Source organism: Chitinispirillales bacterium (assembly GCA_031254455.1).
GTDB lineage: Bacteria > Fibrobacterota > Chitinivibrionia > Chitinivibrionales > Chitinivibrionaceae > WRFX01.
This window is the reverse complement of record JAIRUI010000076.1, coordinates 18979-40341: the sequence shown is the minus strand read 5'-3', so window position 1 is coordinate 40341 and position 21363 is coordinate 18979. Positions and strand designations below refer to the sequence as shown.

The 21363-nt window shown below is 39.4% G+C and carries 20 protein-coding genes; 4 read left to right on the top strand and 16 right to left on the bottom strand.

What is annotated here, in order from left to right; all coding sequences use genetic code 11:
- From LBH98_05500 to LBH98_05450, 11 genes are all read right to left on the bottom strand, one after another.
- Positions 1 to 1165, bottom strand: a 1165-nt coding sequence (locus LBH98_05500) for an HNH endonuclease (GenBank protein MDR0304210.1), incomplete at its 3' end; no start/stop codon positions are given.
- Between the two features lies 1 nt (position 1166).
- Positions 1167 to 2507: an HNH endonuclease gene (locus LBH98_05495; GenBank protein ID MDR0304209.1), complete on the bottom strand. Its 1341-nt coding sequence runs from the start codon at positions 2505 to 2507 to the stop codon at positions 1167 to 1169.
- Positions 2508 to 2582: 75 nt separating this feature from the next.
- A complete protein-coding gene (locus tag LBH98_05490) occupies positions 2583 to 3362 on the bottom strand; it encodes a hypothetical protein (GenBank protein ID MDR0304208.1) in 780 nt (259 codons plus the stop codon).
- A gap of 1 nt (position 3363) precedes the next feature.
- Entirely contained in the window at positions 3364 to 3849 is a 486-nt protein-coding gene (locus tag LBH98_05485; protein ID MDR0304207.1) for a pyridoxamine 5'-phosphate oxidase family protein, read from the bottom strand.
- A gap of 22 nt (positions 3850 to 3871) precedes the next feature.
- On the bottom strand, positions 3872 to 5098 hold the full coding sequence (locus LBH98_05480) for an HD domain-containing protein (protein ID MDR0304206.1): 1227 nt from the start codon (positions 5096 to 5098) through the stop codon (positions 3872 to 3874).
- Positions 5099 to 5162: 64 nt separating this feature from the next.
- Positions 5163 to 7430, bottom strand: coding sequence for a PorV/PorQ family protein (locus LBH98_05475; protein MDR0304205.1), 2268 nt, complete (start codon positions 7428 to 7430; stop codon positions 5163 to 5165).
- Between the two features lie 133 nt (positions 7431 to 7563).
- Positions 7564 to 8517, bottom strand: coding sequence for a hypothetical protein (locus LBH98_05470; protein MDR0304204.1), 954 nt, complete (start codon positions 8515 to 8517; stop codon positions 7564 to 7566).
- Between the two features lie 71 nt (positions 8518 to 8588).
- On the bottom strand, positions 8589 to 8981 hold the full coding sequence (locus LBH98_05465; protein MDR0304203.1) for an acyloxyacyl hydrolase: 393 nt from the start codon (positions 8979 to 8981) through the stop codon (positions 8589 to 8591).
- Between the two features lie 146 nt (positions 8982 to 9127).
- A complete protein-coding gene (locus tag LBH98_05460) occupies positions 9128 to 9370 on the bottom strand; it encodes a hypothetical protein (protein ID MDR0304202.1) in 243 nt (80 codons plus the stop codon).
- Between the two features lie 12 nt (positions 9371 to 9382).
- Entirely contained in the window at positions 9383 to 10747 is a 1365-nt protein-coding gene (locus LBH98_05455; protein ID MDR0304201.1) for an aspartate kinase, read from the bottom strand.
- A gap of 61 nt (positions 10748 to 10808) precedes the next feature.
- Complete coding sequence (locus tag LBH98_05450) at positions 10809 to 11351, bottom strand: hypothetical protein (GenBank protein ID MDR0304200.1); 543 nt, start codon at positions 11349 to 11351, stop codon at positions 10809 to 10811.
- Positions 11352 to 11498: 147 nt separating this feature from the next.
- Between LBH98_05450 and LBH98_05445 the strand changes: the two genes are divergently transcribed.
- Genes LBH98_05445 through LBH98_05435 form a run of 3 tightly spaced genes read left to right on the top strand, consistent with a single transcriptional unit; the run spans position 11499 to position 14411 of the window.
- Positions 11499 to 12359 (top strand): peptidyl-prolyl cis-trans isomerase, encoded by an 861-nt coding sequence (locus tag LBH98_05445; GenBank protein MDR0304199.1) that lies wholly within the window; start codon positions 11499 to 11501, stop codon positions 12357 to 12359.
- Between the two features lie 16 nt (positions 12360 to 12375).
- Positions 12376 to 13662, top strand: a complete 1287-nt coding sequence (locus LBH98_05440; protein ID MDR0304198.1) for a peptidylprolyl isomerase — start codon at positions 12376 to 12378, stop codon at positions 13660 to 13662.
- Positions 13663 to 13664: 2 nt separating this feature from the next.
- Positions 13665 to 14411 (top strand): class I SAM-dependent methyltransferase, encoded by a 747-nt coding sequence (locus LBH98_05435; protein ID MDR0304197.1) that lies wholly within the window; start codon positions 13665 to 13667, stop codon positions 14409 to 14411.
- On the opposite strand, the gene LBH98_05430 is transcribed toward LBH98_05435, so the two are convergent.
- The 5 genes from LBH98_05430 to LBH98_05410 form a co-directional block, all read right to left on the bottom strand.
- The gene (locus LBH98_05430; GenBank protein ID MDR0304196.1) at positions 14394 to 15119 is read right to left on the bottom strand and encodes a polyprenol monophosphomannose synthase; all 726 of its coding nucleotides are present in this window, start codon (positions 15117 to 15119) and stop codon (positions 14394 to 14396) included. The genes LBH98_05435 and LBH98_05430 overlap by 18 nt on opposite strands.
- Positions 15116 to 16147, bottom strand: coding sequence for a UDP-3-O-(3-hydroxymyristoyl)glucosamine N-acyltransferase (lpxD, locus tag LBH98_05425; GenBank protein ID MDR0304195.1), 1032 nt, complete (start codon positions 16145 to 16147; stop codon positions 15116 to 15118). The genes LBH98_05430 and lpxD overlap by 4 nt, the downstream gene beginning before the upstream one ends.
- A 3-nt stretch (positions 16148 to 16150) precedes the next feature.
- Positions 16151 to 16663, bottom strand: a complete 513-nt coding sequence (locus LBH98_05420) for an OmpH family outer membrane protein (protein MDR0304194.1) — start codon at positions 16661 to 16663, stop codon at positions 16151 to 16153.
- Between the two features lie 157 nt (positions 16664 to 16820).
- Positions 16821 to 17240 (bottom strand): hypothetical protein, encoded by a 420-nt coding sequence (locus LBH98_05415; GenBank protein MDR0304193.1) that lies wholly within the window; start codon positions 17238 to 17240, stop codon positions 16821 to 16823.
- 693 nt (positions 17241 to 17933) lie between these two features.
- Positions 17934 to 20924 carry a leucine-rich repeat protein gene (locus LBH98_05410; GenBank protein ID MDR0304192.1) on the bottom strand — a complete coding sequence of 997 codons (2991 nt, stop codon included), beginning with the start codon at positions 20922 to 20924 and terminating at the stop codon, positions 17934 to 17936.
- A 224-nt stretch (positions 20925 to 21148) separates the two neighbouring features.
- On the opposite strand from LBH98_05410, the gene LBH98_05405 reads away from it, so the two are divergent.
- A complete protein-coding gene (locus LBH98_05405; GenBank protein MDR0304191.1) occupies positions 21149 to 21313 on the top strand; it encodes a hypothetical protein in 165 nt (54 codons plus the stop codon).
- The last annotated feature ends 50 nt before the right edge of the window (positions 21314 to 21363 follow it).

The following is a 21363-nucleotide window of genomic DNA, read 5'->3' as shown; positions in this document are numbered from 1 at the left end:
GTCTGTCGCCTTTTATTCTGTTGCAAGAGCCGCACAATAACTGATAGTTCTCATAATAATCGCCGCCGCCTTTTGACTTTGGTATGATATGGTCGATTTCAAGATTGCGCATGTCAAATTGAGTTGCGCAGGCGTTGCACAAGCCGTTCTGCTCTTTATACAAACGTTCCCTTACGGAGGCGGACGGCGGCTCTACGGTAACGTCGGTTCTTTGAGGGATGGTATCGGTATTGATAAAGTCCTTAAACAGTCCTGCGTCGTCACTTAGTCTTTCGATGAGAATGCCGACCGCTTGCTTTTCAATATCGATTCCAATCCATTTCCTTCCTAACTGTTGCGCCGCTACGCATGTTGTAGCGCAACCGCAAAACGGATCAAATACAATGTCGCCTTCGTTTGACGACGCTTTGATAATGCGGTGCAAAAGGGCAAGCGGTTTTTGCGTCGGGTATCCTGTCCGTTCTTTCGACATCGCATTGATTGTCGGAATGGACCACACGTCCGCCGGAAGAATAAAATTAGAGTTTGCTTTAGTATAAGCATTTTTCATAATCATTGCGCCTTTATATTCCAATCGTTTTTTTGACGCTTCTTTTAATATTCTTTCGTCTAAGACGTCATTAACGTTAAATATAAATTTGTCAGTTTTTGAATAGTTCAATATGACATCGTGTTTTCGGTTCCATCGTTTAGCCGTTCTGGAACCCCATGAATAATACCAAATTATTTCTGTAATAAAATTATTTTTACCAAAGATTTCATCTAATACTATCTTTAAATAATGACTCGCCGTTTGGTCGCAATGCAGATAGAGGCTTCCGGTATCCTTCAATACGCGGTGCATTTCTATTATACGTTGCGCCATATATGTAAGATACGCCATCATCGCTTTGCTGTGTATTTTCCCGACATCTCCTATGTATCGCGCCAATACGGGATATTTTCCCGCAAGTGTATCAAGGTATGCTTCATTAACGTCCAGCCAAGTCCACATGTCTTTGAAAGAAGCGCCGGCCGCCTTGCTTCCTATGGGCGCCGCATAAAACCGTTTGGAATTAAACGGCGGGTCTAAATATATCAAATCGACAAAATTGCTGTTCATGCCGTAAAGGACAAATAGGTTATCGTTGGTGTATAAGGTGTTGGTAAACTTTTGCTCTGTCATATCATTCCCCGAAAACTATTTTGTTTTTAATCATTTCCTCGTGCGCTTTTATTTTCAATCGCAGATATTCCATCGGCCTGTCGCCTTTTATTCTGTTGCAAGAGCCGCACAATAACTGATAGTTCTCATAATAATCGCCGCCGCCTTTTGATTTGGGGATTATGTGGTCAATCTCTAAACCGTAAATTTCAAATTTCGTATTACACCCATTGCACAGACCATCCTGTTTTTTGTACAAACGTTCTTTAACCGAAATTGTAGGCTGTATGTTTTCCACATCTGTTCTTTGCGGAACTATGGCACTATCAAAATTAATAAAGTCTTTGAGCATTCCGGCGTCATCACTTAATCTGTCTATTAACAGCTGTACTGCCTGTTTTTCTATATCTATGCCAATCCATTTTCTGTTTAACTGCTGCGCGGCTACGCATGTTGTAGCGCAACCGCAAAACGGGTCAAGTACAATATCGCCTTCATTGGAAGACGTTTTTATAATACGGTACAGTAGCGGCAATGGTTTTTGTGTCGGATATTTATTGTCTTTTGCCATAGTATTTACAGGGTCAATGTCAATCCAAACATCGTCCATCGCAATGCCATTCATCTCATAAAGATATTGTTTTATCTTTTCGGTATTTCCTTTTTTGAAAACGCGTCCTTCCTTTCTTAACTGTTCGACACTTTCCTGTGAGCGCGTTCCAATAGGCTGGTCTGCTCTATAAGGACCTTTTCCGTCGTTATCGTCATTTCTAAAGCGTTTAATATAATCTTCCGAATATCCGATATATTGTCTGTTGTACGTATAGACATCGCTTTTTGAATAATACAGGATTACATCGTGGTTCCTTCCATATTGTTTCCCGACCGCTTTTGCGCCTTTCATCGCACCTCTTTTCCAAATGATTTCATTTCTAAAATTATTTTTTCCAAAGATTTCGTCCAGTACAAATTTCAAATAATGGCTTGCTACAGTATCGCAATGCAGATAAAAACTGCCTGTCGGCTTCAAAATACGGTACATTTCTACAATTCTCTGGGTCATATAGGCAATATACGCCATCATATTTTTCCCATTTACAGCACTGATGGTAGCAATATAATTTGTCAGAGCGGGATACTTTTCAGATAAGGTTTCAAGATACGCTTCGTTTACGTCCTGCCATGTCCACATATCTTTAAAACTTGCTTTTGCCTGCTTTTTACCGATTGGAGTTGAATACATCCGTTTAGAATTGAAAGGCGGATCTAAATATATTAAATCGACAAGATTGCTGTTCATGCCGTAAAGGATAAATAAGTTATCGTTTGTGTATAAGGTGTTGGTAAACTTTTGCTCTGTCACAAATTTTCTCCTTTGAATTTTTTATTTGACGCTAATATAATAAATTCGGCAAAACAAAGTCGTTGAAAACTTTATTCAAAATCCTTTTTCTACTAGATCTTCTACTATTTTTACATAAATATCGGGTATGTTTATTCCGGATATTTTTCTTCTCTTAATATCAAGTATTTCACTGTGAGATATCGATCCTTCAATTTTCACTGCGTTTTTTCCATAAATCGCACAATTTTCACTTACAATACCGTCGTTTTCTCCGCTTATGCGTTTCAAATATCTGTGACTGAAAAAATACAGCAAATCATCTGAAGAATTTTTTAGCGTCGTGTAAAGGCTTTGGAAATATACTTTATCATTCATAATGACATGAGCGTTAAATTCTTTCATTTTATTCGTAGTTAATTGACAAAATACACCGTATAAATCGGGATTCGTATCTCCATACAATTTGGCGAATATGTTAAGCGATTTCTTTGTAAAACGGTATTTGAATATTTTTCGCTCACATATCCAATCCGACAGCGTTGAGCCGTAATGCGGAGTATTAATTGTAATTAAACTTGCAACCTTATCTTCAAAATTATGTTTCCAAATTAAATATCTGGAGTCGATACCGCCTTTGGAATGAGCTATTATATTAACTTTTTTGGCTTTTGTTTCAAGAAGTATTTTTTCGATAGTTGTTTTTAATATTTTTGCATTAGAATCGCATGTTCCCCAGGCGTCTGTGTTTCCAAAGAATACCCGTATGCCTTTTTTTTTCAGTATTCTTGGAATTCTTCCCCAGAAAATATTAAATTTTCCTCTGTCGTGTGCGATAATTCCGTGAACCAGCACAATCGGATAGTTTAACGACATATTATTGCCGCCCGACTATATTTTGTTTCCCGCTAAACTCTTCCACCGACATCTTAAAAACAAGAACGCCGTTTAACCGGTTTTCATCAAAATCGTATTTTATATCTTTTCCGGTTTGCTGTTTCATTAAATAATTCAAGCCCTTTATTTTTTCGTCTTTAGTATTCGGTAAAACAATCTTTCCAAAGCCGATTATACTTCTAAATTCATAACCGTAATCACAGGGAGTTTCTTTTTCGACTAATTTCGTATCGCAATCAATCTCAAAACACGCATTATTGTTTTTCTTAATAACGTCAATCTTCCTGCCTTGCGCGGCGCCATGAAAATATAAAACAAGTTTCCCGTCGTCATACGAAAAACCGTAATTCATCGGTATGACGTACGGATAATTGTTATCGCACAATCCAAGCCTGCAAACTTTACATTCGGAAATGATTTTCAATTTCTCGTTTATATCGATTATTTCTCTGTCTATTCTTCTCATTTTTCAATCATTTTGTTTTGTTTCATGATATTTGAGGCGTCGGAAGGTCGATATCGTCGAAAGGCGCCATGGCTGTCGATATATTATTTACGATGTTTTTGTCTATCGCGTTGTCGTCAGCCATTTTGTAAAGTATTTGCATTGCGTCGTTATGATTTCTCGCGGGATGATAAGGACGCTTTTCTCTGACTGCCTGATATATGTCGATGCAAGCCATAAGTCTGGAATTAAAATCCAATTCATCGGCTTTTTTACCGAAAGGATAACCTGTTCCGTTTAGTTTTTCATGATGATTACACGCCCATGCGCAAATATCGTGAAATCCGTCTATGTCTTTTAAGAGTTCCCATGTTTTACGTGCATGTTCTTTGATAGTTATAAATTCTTCGTCCGTTAGTTTACCGGGTTTTTCCAGAATCGCAGACGGGGTTTCCAATTTTCCTATATCGTGCAGGGCGGCGGCAAGGTATAACTTAAGTTTTTCCGTTTGATTATAGTTATAATATCCTCCCATAAACCAAGCCATGTCGGCGATTTGAATCGAATGTCGTTTGGTAAAAACGGATTTATAGTCGATGATTTTTGCGATGAAACTTACAAAATTAAAAACGACCTTGTCTTCCACATCTACGAACCAGGGAATTAAAAAAGTTTCGGCGGTTTCGTTTATAACTTCGTCTTTGAGCGATTCGAGCGTTTGCAGATCCATAATTTCCAGCATTGTTTGCGCGGCGATTTTACCGTATTTTTTACCGGTATCTTCTTTGACGGTTTGCAAGACGGAAGTAAGTTCGTCGGGTTTTAACGTCTGTAAATGATACGTTACGTCGATTGAATCGGCGATAGCTATAAGTTGCGCTTCTATGGGACTTTCTCCTTCACGTATTCCAAATGGACCTTTACCGTCGGCTCGTTCGTGATGATAAAGAATAAAATCCTTTATATCGGTTTTGAAATGTAACGCATCGACGTTTCGCTGTCCGAATTCGCAGTGTTCTTTCATAGTCGAATCATAGTGCCCGCCTGCACGTGTCGCAAGAATATATTCGGTAAGAGCGTTATCATGCAAAAGCGCACAATTTGTCAAACCCATGATTTCTTCCGTATTTTTTCCTAACAGTTTTCCCATTTTAGCGCAAAGAATCGCGATTCGTTTTCCATGGTTGCCGCTTGCCCCCAAAAGTTCTTTTTCAACTGCATCTAAGGCGGCGGTTATGGCTTTGATAAGAGAATCCATTCGTATCTTCATGTATTGTTTCTCCACTGGGGACTTATATAGGTGTCTGTCGCACAAGTATATATGTCGCCAAATTTTACCTCGCATAGGTTATCGAAAAACGTATCTGACTTTGCCTTACGTCGTTATCTCCAAGCGCGAAAATCATTCCGAAATCGGCGGATATAACATTTATATTCAAACCAATACCGATATCTATTTCGTTTCTGAACCCTGCTTTATCATACATCCACCCAATACGCGGAGAAATAAAATCAAGGTAATTAAATTCAAGCCCCGTATGAATCGTTATTTTTTTCAATTCGTCTCTTGCGGATTCGCGTTCGTCGTCAAATAAATCCTTGTAAAACGCTTTGAAAAACGGTGCGGGAGTTCCGTCGTTTTCATCGCGGTAAACGATTTCGCGTTCTAAATCCAATGCCAAAAGCAAATAATTAGTCGCTTTCTTTATCGGTTTATAGGACGCTCCGAGTCGTAAAGTAAAAGGTATCGCCATTTTAGCATCATCTTCGGTATATGCAACCGAAGGCCCCATATTTAAAATTGAAAATCCCAAAGACAGGTCTTTTGTCAAAAAATTATTTTTAATTATGCCGGCGTCAATCGCAAAAGATTGCGCTTCCGCTTCATCTTTTTTAAGACGGCTATAAAAATGTTTGAGATTTATTCCCGCCGCAAAATCTTTTTTCAGCCGCATGCCGTAACCTATCCCGCTAACGATTTCAAATGCAGAATAAACGGCGCCGAGAGATCCGTCCGGATTGTTGGTTTCTATGTCGCCGAAATATAACTGATTGAAAAATACACCTATAGTTCCCCATTCTCCAAGCGGAATTACACCGGCAACAGCCGCATGCCACATATCGCTTATGTGCAACGACGGTAAAAGATTTTCAAAATACATCGTCGCTCTTACTTCGCCGTGTTGAAATCTGCTGATTCCTTTGTCTGTTGCAAGCCAAATGTCGTTTCTGTGAAAAACAGCCGAATTTATTACGGAAGAAGGCAGATTGTTTTTTTCATGATGAACTTTCCATTCGGGCAAACCGTCTTTACCTTCGTAATACTCGACTGCGCCGTTGTTTGTAGCGAACCAAATTTTATTGTCTTTTTCTATTACAATATCGAAAACTTTGCTGTTTTTGAAACGAAATTTTTTCCACTCAAATCCAGTCCAAAGCGAAACTCCTTCGTCACCGCCCACCCAGATTCGCTTTTTTTGGTCTATAGCAATAGTTCGAACAACGTTATTAACCAAACCTTTCGCAGTATCTATTAAATTTTCTTTCCCGTTTGAAACGAGCAAAAGTCCGTTTTCCGTTCCCAAATAAACGTCATTGTTTATTTTGTTCACAAACAAAACCTCTCCATCAAAAATTTCGGCTTCTCCGGTGATTTTGGAAAAAAGTCCGTTTTCGAACAAATATCCGCCTACCGAAGTCGCTATTGCAACGTCGCCGTTTGCAAGTTCTGTTAAAGAATTAAATTTAGCTTCTGGAACGCCGTCGAAATTCGTGAATTTTTTCCATTCGTTATCAAAACGCCAAAGTCCGTCGTCGCCTGCGACCCAAAGCCGTCCGACAGCATCGCATATAATGTCGTTCAATTTTCCTTTGAGCGCTATCGTGTACGGAATCTTCAGGTCGTAAATGCCTGAAAGTCCCGAGATTTTATCAAGAACTCCGATAATTTCGTCCGCCGTCGCATCGGCTTCGTCATTGTCGAAATATTCCATTAAATAACCTTTTATACCGTTTTTGCTTTGTTCTGAGTACTGCAAAAACGTAAAAAACCGTGATAGAGAATCCGCTTGGTCTTTGGACAAATTTCTAGATAAAATCGCCGAAATTTTCTTCCTTTCTTTGGCATATACTCCGTTAAATCTTTTTAGTTCCAAAGCCGATTCGGAAAGTTCTTCGCTGCTTTCAAACGAATAATATTTTTCTGCAATCGAAGAAAAATTATCGCTGCTGTCAATGGTGTGAGTCAAATAGTTTACCCAGTCGACTCCGTTAAATTTGTAAATTTCATTTTGCTCGCTCAAAACCCAAACGTCCTTCTGTGTTTTTGTCCCGGATGCGACGGCAACAATTTTTTGTTCGCCGCACGGCTGATAATGAATCCAGGTTTTTGCAAGCGGTGAAAGTCCGAGTCCGGCAGGGTTGTAAAACAGCGCTTCTTCGTCATCGGCAATCCCCGTGAACGTTTCACCAAGCGCCGCCGCCCTTGCCCCCCAAGGAAACGCAAGTGTAACTATTGACGATTGTCCTATCTGCGGGTCGGAAAATACCGGCGTAAAAAATATTAGTATCGCGGCTAAAAAAAACGTAATCAAATTCTTCATAATATTCTCCGTGTTTGAAATAATGATTGAAAATAATAATCTTTCCGGCAAAACCGCAAGTATTTAAGCGTTTTGAAATTTTGGGATTTATATAGTTGTGTCATTACGCACCGGTAATCCTACTTTCCCTTTATTATTGTTTTAGCAGCCACATTATTAATTCGTCGTTATCTACTATACTCCAAGAATGAGGATGGCGAATCACCTCTCCGTTCTCAAGTTTTCGGAACCCCTTATTTTCTGTCGTAATTAAGATTGCTTTTTCATTGCCAAGCCTGTTTAATTCGTTAATCATTGCAGAATGAGACAAAACATTCATATCTGAAACATCTTGTCCTCTTTCTTTCATCCACCAATTTATATCCGGCTCCACATAAATTCTTAAAGGCGTATCCAACAGATTCTTTATGTTACTTTGCGTCGTGTCCGAAAATGAATAAGGGGATATATTGTGATAATTAGACAAATGGGTTGAAGGTTTTCCACCCATAAGCCCTACAATTTGACCAATCATATATATGTTTTCGTGAGACGCTTCGACAGTTCCATCGGCAGATAAACGCACATCTCTTACCGCAGAGTTATAAAAATGCTCAAAATCAAGAGGTCCGTCAACAACAAATACTGCCGCTGGTTTAATATTAAAATCATTTTTATTCGCTAATTGCGCATATTTAACCGCACAAGTGCCGCCTATCGAAAATCCCCCTACGAAAAACTTAATTTTTTGTAATTTATGTTTGCTCACGACATCATTGAGGATTTCTTTGAAAGATTCTTGTGTTAAGTTGTCCGCCCCAAAGTGATTAATTCCCGTCTTAAAAACGGGAATTATGGTTAGTATCCCTTTCTGAGCCGCTTTCATTGGCAAATCCGTATTAAACAAAAGTTGTTCAGGAGTTTCCCAAGTACTCGGCAATAAAAACATATAACCCTTATACGGCGACTTGTCCGGGTAAACAACAGTATAATAATTTGAAACGACATTATCTTTTTCCAAATATATCTTTTCCTGTTTTTGCCCGAAAACAATATACGGAATAAAAATTGCAATTATTCCAAATTTAATAATAGTATATATATTCATAATACAGCCTTTCAAATTTTAATTTTTAGAGATACAAAAATACGCCCTGTCACAAAACAAAAAAACAATTCCTAGAAATTCCACATTACGCTTAATCCGATAAAGTTTTGTCCCGCATTACCGCCCGTCAAGTCGCCGTTAGAAAAATGCCGCGCATAAAGTTCCAACACCAATTCGTCTATTACGCGAAAACCCAAAAAAGCCCTTTCGCCGAAAGTAAACCTTGAGCTTATTCTGTCGGTCATTTGCGGCTTGATATATATACCCAGATTAATTCCGCCATACAATCGCCAAACTGCGGGAGAAATTAAATCCTGAGAAAAACCGAATATAATGTTTTGATTATATTGAGAAAGTTCACCGATTCCGCGTTGGGTTAAAAACTCGACGTTACGACGACCGGGAAGCCGAAAAAAATCATTAGGCTGGCTGTAATTAAGCCCTACAATAAATAACTTTTCCATACTTTCCCGCCTGCTTTGCCCAAAATGAACTGATAATTGATTGTTTTTGCCGCAAAAAGCAGGGTTAGGAATTTCAGCTTGAACCGTGCACGGCAAAAGTAAGAAAAAAAATAACAAAGAAACACAATAAAACGTTTTTTTTATTTTCATAATTCAATCGCCTCGTTAATTAACATGATTGGAATGTCGCTTTTTATCGGATAAAGATATTTTTTATCCTCACGTATAAGCCCGTCGTCTATTCTTTCGGTCAAAAGAACACCTTCACGATTTCTTAATTGTTTCGCCGCTATTTTTCTGTTTATTTCTCGAACGATTTCTTTGTCGGCGTAATCCACTTTTTGTTTCGTTTCCGGACAACATAAAATTTTAATTAAATCTTGATTCATAAAAACCTCTTTTTAAGAAAAAAATGCATCATAAAGCACTTTAACCGCCCGTACTTCGTCCGCGCCGTCAATACCGAAAATTATACTTAACTCGCTGCTTCCCTGATTAACGATCTTTATGTTTACTCCCGCTTTTGAAAGAGCGCTCGCCGCACTGCTCAAAACACCTATTTTGTGCATAAGCCCTTCCCCGACGACAGCAACCAAACTCAAACCGAATTCCGTTTTTAATTCATCCGGTTTTAATTCTTTTTCAATCCGACGGACAATATTATTCACCGATTCCGGACGTAATTGCTTTTGGTCTAAAATCACTGAAATATTATCCACCCCCGATGGGCAATGTTCATAAGAAATTCCCAAATCTTCAAAAATTTCAAGCAATTTTCTTCCGAAACCTTTTTCTCGGTTCATCAAAAATTTCTGCAGGTTAAACGAACAAAAACCGCTTGCCGCCGCGATACCGACAATTTCTCTGTTATGAGGAAGCCTTCCGGAAACTATAAGCGTCCCTGTATTTTCAAGATTATCGGTATTTCGCAAACGGATAGGAATTTTCTTTTTCATAACCGGTTTTACCGCTTCTTCATGAAAAACACTAAATCCCATATACGACAATTCACGCATTTCCTTGTAAGTGAGCGCTTTTATTTGTTCGGGATTTGCAATCGTTTTTGGGTTTGCACTTAAAATTCCATTCACATCCGTCCAATTTTCGTATTCGTAAGCGTCTATCGCATCCGCAACAAGTGCGCCGCTCAAATCCGAACCGCCCCGGCTGAACGTTACGATATCGCCTTTTGTACTTACTCCGAAAAATCCGGGGAAAACGACAACATATCCATCGCTTATGTAATCGCGAAGTTTTATCAAATTCGCGCTTCCCTCTTTGGTAATCATGGCGTCTCCAAAATTATCCGTCACAATCAGCTCAACGTCCACAGGTGAAACAAATTTCGCTTTAATCCCTACGGACGCAGCGTAAATTGCAAAGAGTTCCGTATTCAAATCCTCGCCGGAAGCCACAATAGCGTCCCTATATCTTCCCTTATCGCTTTTGTCTGCGGCAATCCGTTTATCAAGACGAATCAAAACGCCGTCAATGGTTTCTTTAGAAAGCCCAAGCGGTTCGTAAATATCATAGTAACGTTCTTTGACGCCGGCAATATCTCTATCGATATCTTTTTGCGCCAAACTTTTTTCAACGATGGAAATTAAATAATCCGTAACTTTGGTATTTATTCCGTTCGCTTTTCCCGGCGCGGAAAGAACAACCGCGTTCCTGTCGGGATTAAGTTTTATAATATCTATTATCTGCTCTATTTTTTCTTTCGTGGCGACCGAAGTTCCGCCGAATTTGCAAACAATTGAAGGCATTTTTTCTCCAAAAATCTTAAAATTTGCGATAAAATAATATAATTCAAAGATAATTTTTCAATTATATTTGAATTTTGCGATATTCAATTTCCAAATCAAGCATTTGCGCGACATCTTCAACCGACAAATCTCCCGTTTCCATATTAAGCTCGGCAATAGGTTTCAAGGAATCCAAGACTTTTTCCACTCTGTCGCAAAACGCACCCTGCGGGTCTATAACCCCTTCAAGATAAGGAGGTATCCCTTTTCGGGCAGTTCTTTGCCAAAGGATTTCCGGCGTATTATGGAGAAGAATGATATGAGAATCTTTTATCAATAAATTTTTCGCTTCTTCATTAAAAAACGTACTTCCGCCAGTAGAAAGTAAAATTCCGTTTAATCCGGCAAGAGATTTTATAGCCTGAATTTCCAATTCACGGAATTTATTTTCACCGTGTCTTTTAAATATTTCTCTGAAAGACAAACGAATTTTTTCTTCTTCTTCAAATATTTTCTCAATTTGCTCGTCAAGGTCATAAAACGGAAGTTTCCTCAATTGAGCCAACCGCTGTCCTATGCTGCTTTTGCCGGAAGATTTGGGTCCTGTAACTACGATTTTCGACATGCTTTCCCCCAAAAATTATGCTGTTACCCAATGCGAAAATATGTTTTTTCATTAATAAAAAATACAATTCTTGTTAATTTTCCTGCATTATGTTGTTGTTTTTTATTATATTCTCCAAAAATTAAAGATTATAAAAGGGAAAAAGTGATGATTTCGGTAAAATATATTGTTATGTTTTTGACGGCAATGTTTCTTATTTCTTGCCAAAAAGTAAAGATTGTGGAAGAGTCTGCAGTAGTTAGGGTCGGAACAACGGCTTTAACAGAAAAAGAAATAATCGCTACATTAGGAAATTCCGCTTCTCCGGAAGAAATACTTGATTACATTCGCAGATGGTCGGACAGAGAATTGATGTATCAAGCCGCTGTGTCAATGGGATTAGGCAATGACGAGACGGTAAAAATGACCATAGAAAACATGAAAAAAGAGTTTCTTTCCGCATTATATATTCAACAAGAAGCCGCAAAAGCCGAATTTACTACCGTATCGCTTGACGAGATTGAAAATAAGTACTTGGAAAACCCGCAGCTTTATACACGTAAAGAACCGGTAATTAAAGCGGTTAAAATGGTGCTTCCGACCCTATCAGACGCATGGAAAGTCAGAGAGGGACTTACTCCGGACGGTTTTCAAGCAAGAGGAGCGAACGTATCGCTTGAAAGGATCCCGAATTTTGAAGATGTAAAATTTGAACTTAAAAGCAATTTTACTCAGGAAATATGGAATACAATATTTAATACCAGAGTCACTGGAATTACCAGTCCGTTGTCTGAAAATGGGAAATTTTCCATATACCTGATTTTAGAAAAAGAAAATGTTGGAGCGGTTCTTCCTTTAGCAGAAGCAAGCGAATTAATTAAACGTGAACTTTTCGCATCCAAAAACGGTAAAATAGTAAAGGACGCGTGCGATTTGCTGCGAAACAGACACGATTATTCTTATAACAACGAATACATCGCAAAATTAGAAAATCTCCGAAAAGACACCACTACAGATAATAAGCAATGAGAGGCAAAAATAAAAAATGAGAAAATTGTCGTTTTTTTTGTTTTTTACATTTTCCGTTTTTGCTGTTGATTTTATTGACGACAGAATTATTGCGGTAATAGGCGATTCGGCGATTCTAAAATCAGATGTTGACGCATATGCGGATATGAAATTACATCAAAACGGCGGCGGAGGCGATGCGTTGCTCCGTAACCTCATTTTCGAACAAACGCTTGACGAACTTATTGACAGCAAAATTTTGATGGCGCGCGCCGACATTGACACGAACTTAAAGGTATCCGATTATGACATCGCCGATCAGGTCAATATGCGAATCAATCAAATTCTTTCTCAAAACCGACTCACACGTGAACAACTGACAAGCATTCTTAAAGAACAGGAAAATATAACGTACAACGAATTCAAAGATCAAATTACAATCCAAACCAAGCAGGATTTTATTCGTCAAAAGGTTATGCAGCACTACATTGTGGAAAGGGATTTGTCGCGTGAAGAAGTTAGAGTGTTTTTTGATAAATACAAAGATTCCATCCCTCCGATAGGTGAATGTGTTCGGCTGCAAAAGATAGAAATTAACATAAAAACCGATTCATTGGAACGCCAAAAAGCGTATGACACTATTTCTTATATCCGCAAACAAATCGTTGACAAAGGCGAAAAATTCGAGAATATGGCAAAAAAATACTCCAAAGCGCCGAATGCGGAAAACGACGGAGGAGATTTAGGATTTATCGGCAAAGGAACGCTTTCTTTAATTCGTCTTGAAGCGGCGGCGTTTTCATTAGAGAAAGGCGAAATCAGCAGCCCTATAGAAACGAAAATCGGCTGGCATCTGCTCAAAATCACGGAAAGAATCGGCGGAGACGTACATGCTTACCATATTTTTATTCCGGTTAAAGCGCCGGAACAAAAAATCCAAACGGCATTGCAAAAACTTGATTCGGTAGCGGTTTCAAATCCTACGCAAGAACAGTTTTCGCAGGCGGTTACAGAATTTGGTACCGATAAAATAGACAAAGCATACGACGGCGATATCGGATGGTTTTTATTAAGCGCGGTAGATAATCAAGTTAGAGATAGTTTTGAGTCGATTGAAAAAGGCGCGGTAGCCGTAAGACCGTTTAGAAAAGAAAATTCCGTTTATTTGTACAGAATAAGCGATTACGACAAAAATCGTCCTATGGACTTTGAAACCGACTATGATGAAATCTCAAAATTTGCATCACAACTACAATCACAAGAAAAATTGATAGATCTGATTAACCGATGGCGTGATAACGTTTTTATAAAAATCTATAAATAAATATGCTTGATCAAACATCAAAAAATTATGAATTTCTATCCAAAATTTACGATGAAATTATGAGTGGAGTCTCACACGAATCGTGGTACAAACTAATAATTAATATTTGTGAAGAAAAAAAATTAGGCAAGTCAGCAAAAATTCTGGAACTCGGCGGCGGAACCGGAATACTCGGAAAAAAATTGAAAGATTACGGATTTAATTATCAAGGAAGCGATATTTCTTTTGAAATGGCAAAAGAAGCAAAACGCAAAAATCTGGATTTTGTTTGCGCAGATTCGCGAAATATCCCGTTTTGCGATAAATTTAATTTGATAATATTTCTTTTTGACGGAATAAACTACATTTTTAACATTGAAGAATTTACCAAAACGTTTCAACAGGCATATTATGGGCTGGAAACAGGCGGATATTTTCTGTTTGACATAACAACCGAAGTTAATTCAATGAGAAATTTCCGAAATTACCGCGAAGCGTTTGCCGCTGAAAAATTCGCTTATATTCGAGAAAGTTATTACTACGAGTCAGATAAAGAGCAGTGCAATGATTTTGAGATTTTCATAGAAAAAAAAGAAGGAATATATCACCGCCGAAGCGAAAAACACCGCCAAAAGATTCACTCTACGGAAAGCATAATAAAATCAATACCTCAAGACATGTTTACAATTGAAGGAATTTACGGAAATTTTTCACGAGAAAGATACAAGAAAGACAGCGAAAGAATACATTTTTTACTTAAAAAACATTGAACGAAATCTTAATTTCCAAAGCAGCCCTAACGCCTCGCTGATAATTTTTGACGACATCTTTGACACTCCAAACTCTCTATCTTTAAAAACAATGGGAATTTCTTTTACCTTGAAACCTTTCTTCTGAACGTAAAAATTCATTTCTACCTGAAAAGAATAACCGGAAGACGCAATTTTATCAAGATTTAACGCACGAAGAGTTTGAGCGTGAAAACATTTAAAGCCGCCCGTACAGTCCATGATTTTAACTCCGGCGATTATTCTGGCGGCGACATTACCGAAATAACTTAGTAAAAGACGTTTCATAGGCCAATCGATAACGTTAACTTTTCCATTAATATATCGCGAACCGATAACCAAATCCGCCTCTTTAGCCGATTCAATAAAATCCGGCAAATAATCCGGATTGTGAGAAAAATCGGCGTCCATTTCGAAAATCAAATCGTAATTTCTTTCCAAAGCCCATTTAAAACCTGCAATATACGCCTTACCCAAGCCTTCTTTTTTGGTACGGTCAAGAACAAAAACGCCGTCAATACTTTCAGACAATTTTTTCGCGACCTGTGAAGTCCCGTCCGGCGAATTGTCGTCAACGACCAAAACGTTCGCGGCGGAAAGGCGCTTTTTTATTTCCGGAATTATCAAAGGAATATTTTCTTTTTCGTTATAAGTCGGAATAATAATTAAAATTCTTTTTTCATCATTCATAAACATTTTCCTTTAACTTCGTCCAACTCTTTACGAAGGTTTTTTACTTCACGGCTAATTTCTGGAAGATTTTCCTCTATTTTATCAATTCTGCGTCTCTTCATTAAATCAATTGCGGGCGAACCTGTAATTTTTGAATTTTGAGGAAAACTTTGTATAATACCGGCTTGACCGCCTACAAAACTATCGTCTCCAATTTCAATATGCCCGCCAAAACCCGCCTGACCGGCTATCATCACACGATCGCCGATTTTTGTAGAACCCGCAAATCCGACCTGCGCCGCAATTCCGCAGTTCTCCCCTATTTCACAGTTATGAGCGACCATGACCAAATTGTCAATTCTTGCACCTTTGTGAATTATCGTGTCTGTGAAATTTCCTCTATCGACTGTCGTATTCGCGCCGATTTCCACATCGTTTTCAATAAGAACCGAACCAAAACACGGAATTCTAACAAATTTTTTGTTTGCAAACGCGTTTGCAAAGCCTTCACTGCCTATAACCGCGCCGCTGCCTATTATTACTCTGCTACCGATTTTCACTCCATAACGGATAATAGCACCTGTCTGAATGTGGCAGTCGTCGCCTATAACCGCATTTTTCTCAATCACAACCCGTGCGTCTATTTTCGTTCTTTTCCCTATTCTGACATATTCGCCGATTATAGCGGCAGGCGCGACGCAAACGTCTTGACATATCTTAGCGGTCGCGTCAATTATTGCGCTTGGAGAAATTCCTTCGCCGAAAAGAGCCGAATTATCTTCAAACAATTGTGCGGTTATCGCGTAAGCCAAATAGGGGTCGTCTACGCTGATAGTCGCCTTATTAGAAATTTCCCAGCCGTTCTTTACAAAAACCGCAGCCGCTTTAGAATTTTTTGCATGCTCCGTATAATTTTGCTTCACTATAAAAGAAATATGATTTTCGCTTGCCAAATCCAAAGACGAAATTCCGAAGATTTCAACGTTTTCAAGAGTCAAATCGCTGAGAATGCCGTCGGTTTCTTTAACAATTTCTTTTAGCAGCAAAAATTATTTCCCCGAATTAAGTGATTTAATAACCTTTTCCGTCAAATCATAACTCTTTTTAGCAAAAACTACGCCCGCTTTCGAATCAAAAATAAAATCATAGTTTTCGTCCGCCGCTATTTTATTGATGATATTATTAACTTTTTCGACAATCGGACGCAGAAGTTCGTTATTTTTTTGAGCCGCTTCACCTTGTTGACCGAATTTGTCCTGCAAAAATTGCTGATAAAGCATCATGGAATCCTGCATTTCTTTCTGAATCTGAGCTTTGCGCTCTTCACTCAAAAGCAACGCCTGTTTATTAAGATTTTCCTGCATTTTGCGAATATTTTCTTCTTTTTTATTAGCTTCCTGTTCCCATTTTGCATATTGCTTTCTCAATTCCTCTTCCGCCGATTTTGTTCCGCTGTACTGTTCCAAAATGGCATCCGAATTTACATACCCGATTTTAAGTTCGGCAAAAACGCCCGTTACAAAAACAAACGCAAAGACAAGCGCCAAAGTCAATTTTTTCATATAGAGTTTCCTCCTCATATTTAAGTTTTCCGCCCGTAATATAATATTTCGGCAGACAAGTCGGCAAAATAAAATGCATAAGTTATACAAAACGGTATTTCTCTCCTATCCCGTCATTGCGAGCGCGGCGAAATAATCCTGTTACCGCATTATTTTTTCAATCCCAATTTCCTCTTTTTAAATATTCACCGCCGCCTATAGCGCCATTTGCGATAATATTGTCTATGGTAAAATTATCCATACCTGTAACTTTAACAAGTGTTTGCCCGCCAAGATTTCCATCATATCCGTTATGCCATCCAATAAACGGCGCCTGCGGATACATATTTCCACCAATGCCGCCTTTGCCTATCGCAATATCTATTTTGGCGTCTTGCGGCGCTCTAAATTTCACATAATCCGCGACTAAGCCGCCAAGCGGATAAACCTCTACCTGTGCGGGACGAATACATGTATAAATATCGTTGGCATTATAAGGTTGTTGACGATTCTGCACATACTCCGCCGCATTTATCGTCACAAACAATACGGTAATTATCGCCGCCAATACTTTTAAAAATCTGTTTTTGTTCTGCATATAACGCTCCTGTGTTTAATAATTTTCTCTTTCAATATTCTACTTCTGGATTGCTTCATCGTTTCACTCCTCGCAATGACAATGGGTGTTTGTTTTGTCATTGCGAGCGTTAGCGTGGCAATCTAATCTCTCCCATTCCCCTATCGTCCGTCTATAGTTTGCTTACTCCTATCTCTGAATTGCTTCGGACTTTGTCATCGCAATGACATTTTCCGTCAGCCCAATCACAACGAAGCGATCGAATTCGTTTGGTAAAAATTTATACGTATTGAGACAAATCTTTTCTTGAAAAAGACATCTTTTTTGGGATATATTACGGAATGTTTTTGACGATTTTTAGAACGGTCGATTTCGGCTCGGCGCGACCGCCTTAAAAATCTTTGTGAGAACGCCCTTAATTTGCGCGGGAATCATGTGTAATCCGCTAAGGAATGTTAAGCGTCCCTCCCAGACTTTCCGCTTGGGAAGCGGCTTTGCGGCAAATCGATCGTATGGGTAACACGGGCGGGTTTTGTAGTTAATTTATCTGTCGGCAATAATAGAAACATTTGATTTATTCTCTTGTTCTGTTGTAATTTCTAAAGAAAATATAATTTATTGTTACGAGGAAAGTCAATATCTAAAAAACCGTGCCGTCGGTACCTCGACGACACGTTCAAAATAACCGTCATCCATCAAAAAGCATTCTACCGTTTACCTCTTCGTCCATTCTTCGGAGTCCAAAGTACGTTCGTATGTTCCCGCACCGCCGCCGGAACCCATATACTTGGTACGCAAATCACCCGGGAAACTTTGGGATTGGAAATTATCACTGTTGTTAATATCGCAGTCAAACGTTACCTTAACAAGATTATCGCATCCGTAGAAGGCATCCCCCTGAATTTTTATAACGCTTGCCGGAATAACAACTTCGGTAAGAGCCTTACATCCCGAACATGCACCGAATCGGATTTCAGATACTTTTTCCGGGATACTGAAATTTGCTAATTTACCGCAGTCATAAAAAGCATACATATTAATTGTTGTTACTCCTTTTCCTATGTTAGCCGAAACAAGAGTAGAGCATCCGCTAAAAGATTCATTCCCGATACTTATGCAATTGTCCGGAATGTCTATGCTTTCGAGTTTGCTGCAATACTTGAACGCACTGTTCCCTATCGACTCAACAGTCTCGGGAAGTTTTATACCGGTAAGCCCCGTGCAATATCCGAATGCCAAAGAGTCAACTTTGGTAATTGTACTTGACGAAAGGTCTAACTCCACAAACTTGGAGTCGTTTTGTTTAATTGCTTTGCCGAGACTTCCGACCATGCCGTAACTTCCTCCCAAATCATTTACATTAAGTTTAATAATGTAGAGGTCTTGTAATGTATTGGCAGGCAATGCAGTCAACCAGACGCTTGCATCCGCAATACTTTGAGCGTTGTAAGTTACCGGACCGTCTATCGTATATACTGCGGTAAGCATTGAACTCTCTTTCGTATTAGCCTTAGACCCAATCGCTTTTATAGTTACGGGATAGTTAATTGTTATCTGCGAAGTGTACTTTGTGCTTGTAGCGCCGTCAACACTCGGAGTGCTGCCGTCAAGAGTGTACCAAATATCGGCTCCTGCTGTTGATGTAAGAGTTACTTTTGTTCCCGCAATAATTTTTCCTGCCAAAGGTTGTGCGACAGGAGTGGAAACCTGCGAATTATACTGCGATTTAGTCCATACATAACTTTGTCCGTTGGGTCTGGTATACATTCCCGCACCGCCGGCTGCATATTTTGTATGCAAATCACCCGCAGGACCAAACGCGTTTGAGTTAATACTGCATGACGAGCCCAAAAATGTTATCGTAGTAAGGTTTTCGCAGCCCAAAAATGCGCTGTTACTAATGCTTGTAACGCTTGCCGGAACAATCAGATTGTTAATCGCGCTGGATTCAAACATTGTCCATGCAAGCGATTTGATTCCGTCGTGAAGAATAACCTCGGTAAGATTTTTGTTCCACTCAAAAGCGCCGTCCGAGAACCCCGTAACACTCGCCGGAACAGTAAAAGATGCCTGTGTTTTTCCTGTCGGATACGCTATAAGAGTGGTTTTCGCCTTGTTGTAAAGTACTCCGTCCAGCGAAGAGTAGTTTGCGTTAGCCGTCTCTACGTTTATCTGGGTAAGTTTATTACAAACTCTGAACACTGTGGCGCCTATGCTTGTTACGTTCTTAGGAATTGTAATTGATGTAATGCCGCTCATCTCAAACGCCATGTCTTTTATTGTAGTAAGGCTTGCTGGAAGACTTATGTCGCTGAGTTTAGGACAATACCAAAAAGTCTCTTTGCCGATTGTCTTTAATGTTTCTCCAAAAAACATTACGCTTTCAAGATTTGAACAGTTATGAAAAGCATAATCGCCTATGTCTGTTACTCCCTCGGGAATTATAATGCTTGTAAGAGTGCTGCAATATTCAAATGTTTCTTTGGCGATACTCGTAAATGCGCTGCCCGAAAGGTCAAGACTTACATACTTTTTATCGTTGTTTTTAAGAGTATTCGAAAGACCGCTTATGCTTTCTACGTCCAGAGAAACGTCAAATGCCGTTGCCACAGTGTTTGCCGGCTGCGCCGAAAGATACTCATCCAAAGCAGCAATGCTTTCAAACGCCTGACTGTTGCCGCTTTTTACCGCCACAGCCGCGCTTACCAACGATTTATATCCTTCAAGACTTACCGTTACCGTGTAACTTCCTACCTGTTGAGGGGTAAAAGCGCTTTGATTACCTACTTCTTCGCTTCCTCTTTTCCATGTATAAGAAACGCCTGCAAGTCCGTCATTATAAACTGCTGTAAGAAGATTTCCCACAATAGCCTTATTCTCAGCGGCAGAAACGGTAATCGTACCGGGAAGGGTCGGTTCTACGTTAGTGATAACGGTTTTCGTGTAGAGCGTTACATCTCCGAAAACATTGCGAATGCTTAACTGCCCTAAATTTGTAAAAGAATATGTATAACTTTGCGATGTCTCAATACCGTTTTGCTTAATTGTAAGTGTGCCTTGCTTTGCCGAATAAGTTCCTGTTGACGAAACATTATGCTCACTTCCGCTAAGATAATCGTAGGTATTGTCTTGCCGAAATACATAACCGCCTTTTGTTACGCTGCCGCTGTCTATCCATGCCTCTCCTTCATTGGTAAAAAGCGCGTCATCGATTACCTGTTCGGTTTGAGTCAATGTGCTTGGAGCCTCCTGACTTCCATCGTTGCCGTCAAAGAGCACTACTCCCGACATTGCGGTAATATCGCTTCCCGAAACGGTTGCCGTAAAAGTTTGAGCGGGATTTTTGCTTGGTGCAAGGGTCATAACTCCCGCCTGCACAGCGTTTACCGTTCCTGTGCTCTTCTTTGCGCCGACCGTCAACTCGTAACTGTCGCCGCCTTTTGCGGCATAAACCGCCATGACGGATAAATTCTCGGTAACTTTCAGCGTATATAATACACTGCCGGAGTATCCCGAATACGTTACTGTCTGTGCTGTGTTAACTACATCACCATTGTTGTTACCGTCATTGCCTCCGCTGCATCCCGCAAGCATAAATACTGTTGCGCAGGCGATAATACAAGACATCGCAGCTGCAATTACCTTAATCTTCAAAACACTGCCCGAGTCAGTGTTTGTTGTTTTTGTTGTGTTAAACAACTTCATAAAAACCTCCAATGATAAAATAATGATCCTGTAACCGTTTGTTTTTGCATATTAAGGATTTACAACGTAAAAATATCTCTGCAGAAATAAATTCCGTTGTGATTTTATAAAATCGGGATATGTTTTTGAAATGTTTTAAATGAAATTTTAAACTATCTGTTTCGGAGAGGCAATGTTGCAGGAAAAATCTTTGTATAAATGCACTAAATTTGTGCGAGAATCGCGTGAATACTGTTGAGGAACGATCTCCCCCCCCCCCCCCCCCCGATTTTCCGCTTGGGGAGCGGCTCTACGTCATTTGTAATGACAAACGATCGGGTTGGATTTGCAGTTATCTTATCGCATGTGTTCGCCATATTTTCCTTTTTGTATTCGGCTATCCGAGTTGATTCCTGTCGATAAATATAATAATTGGCTCAAGATTTTGTCAAGGAGAAAA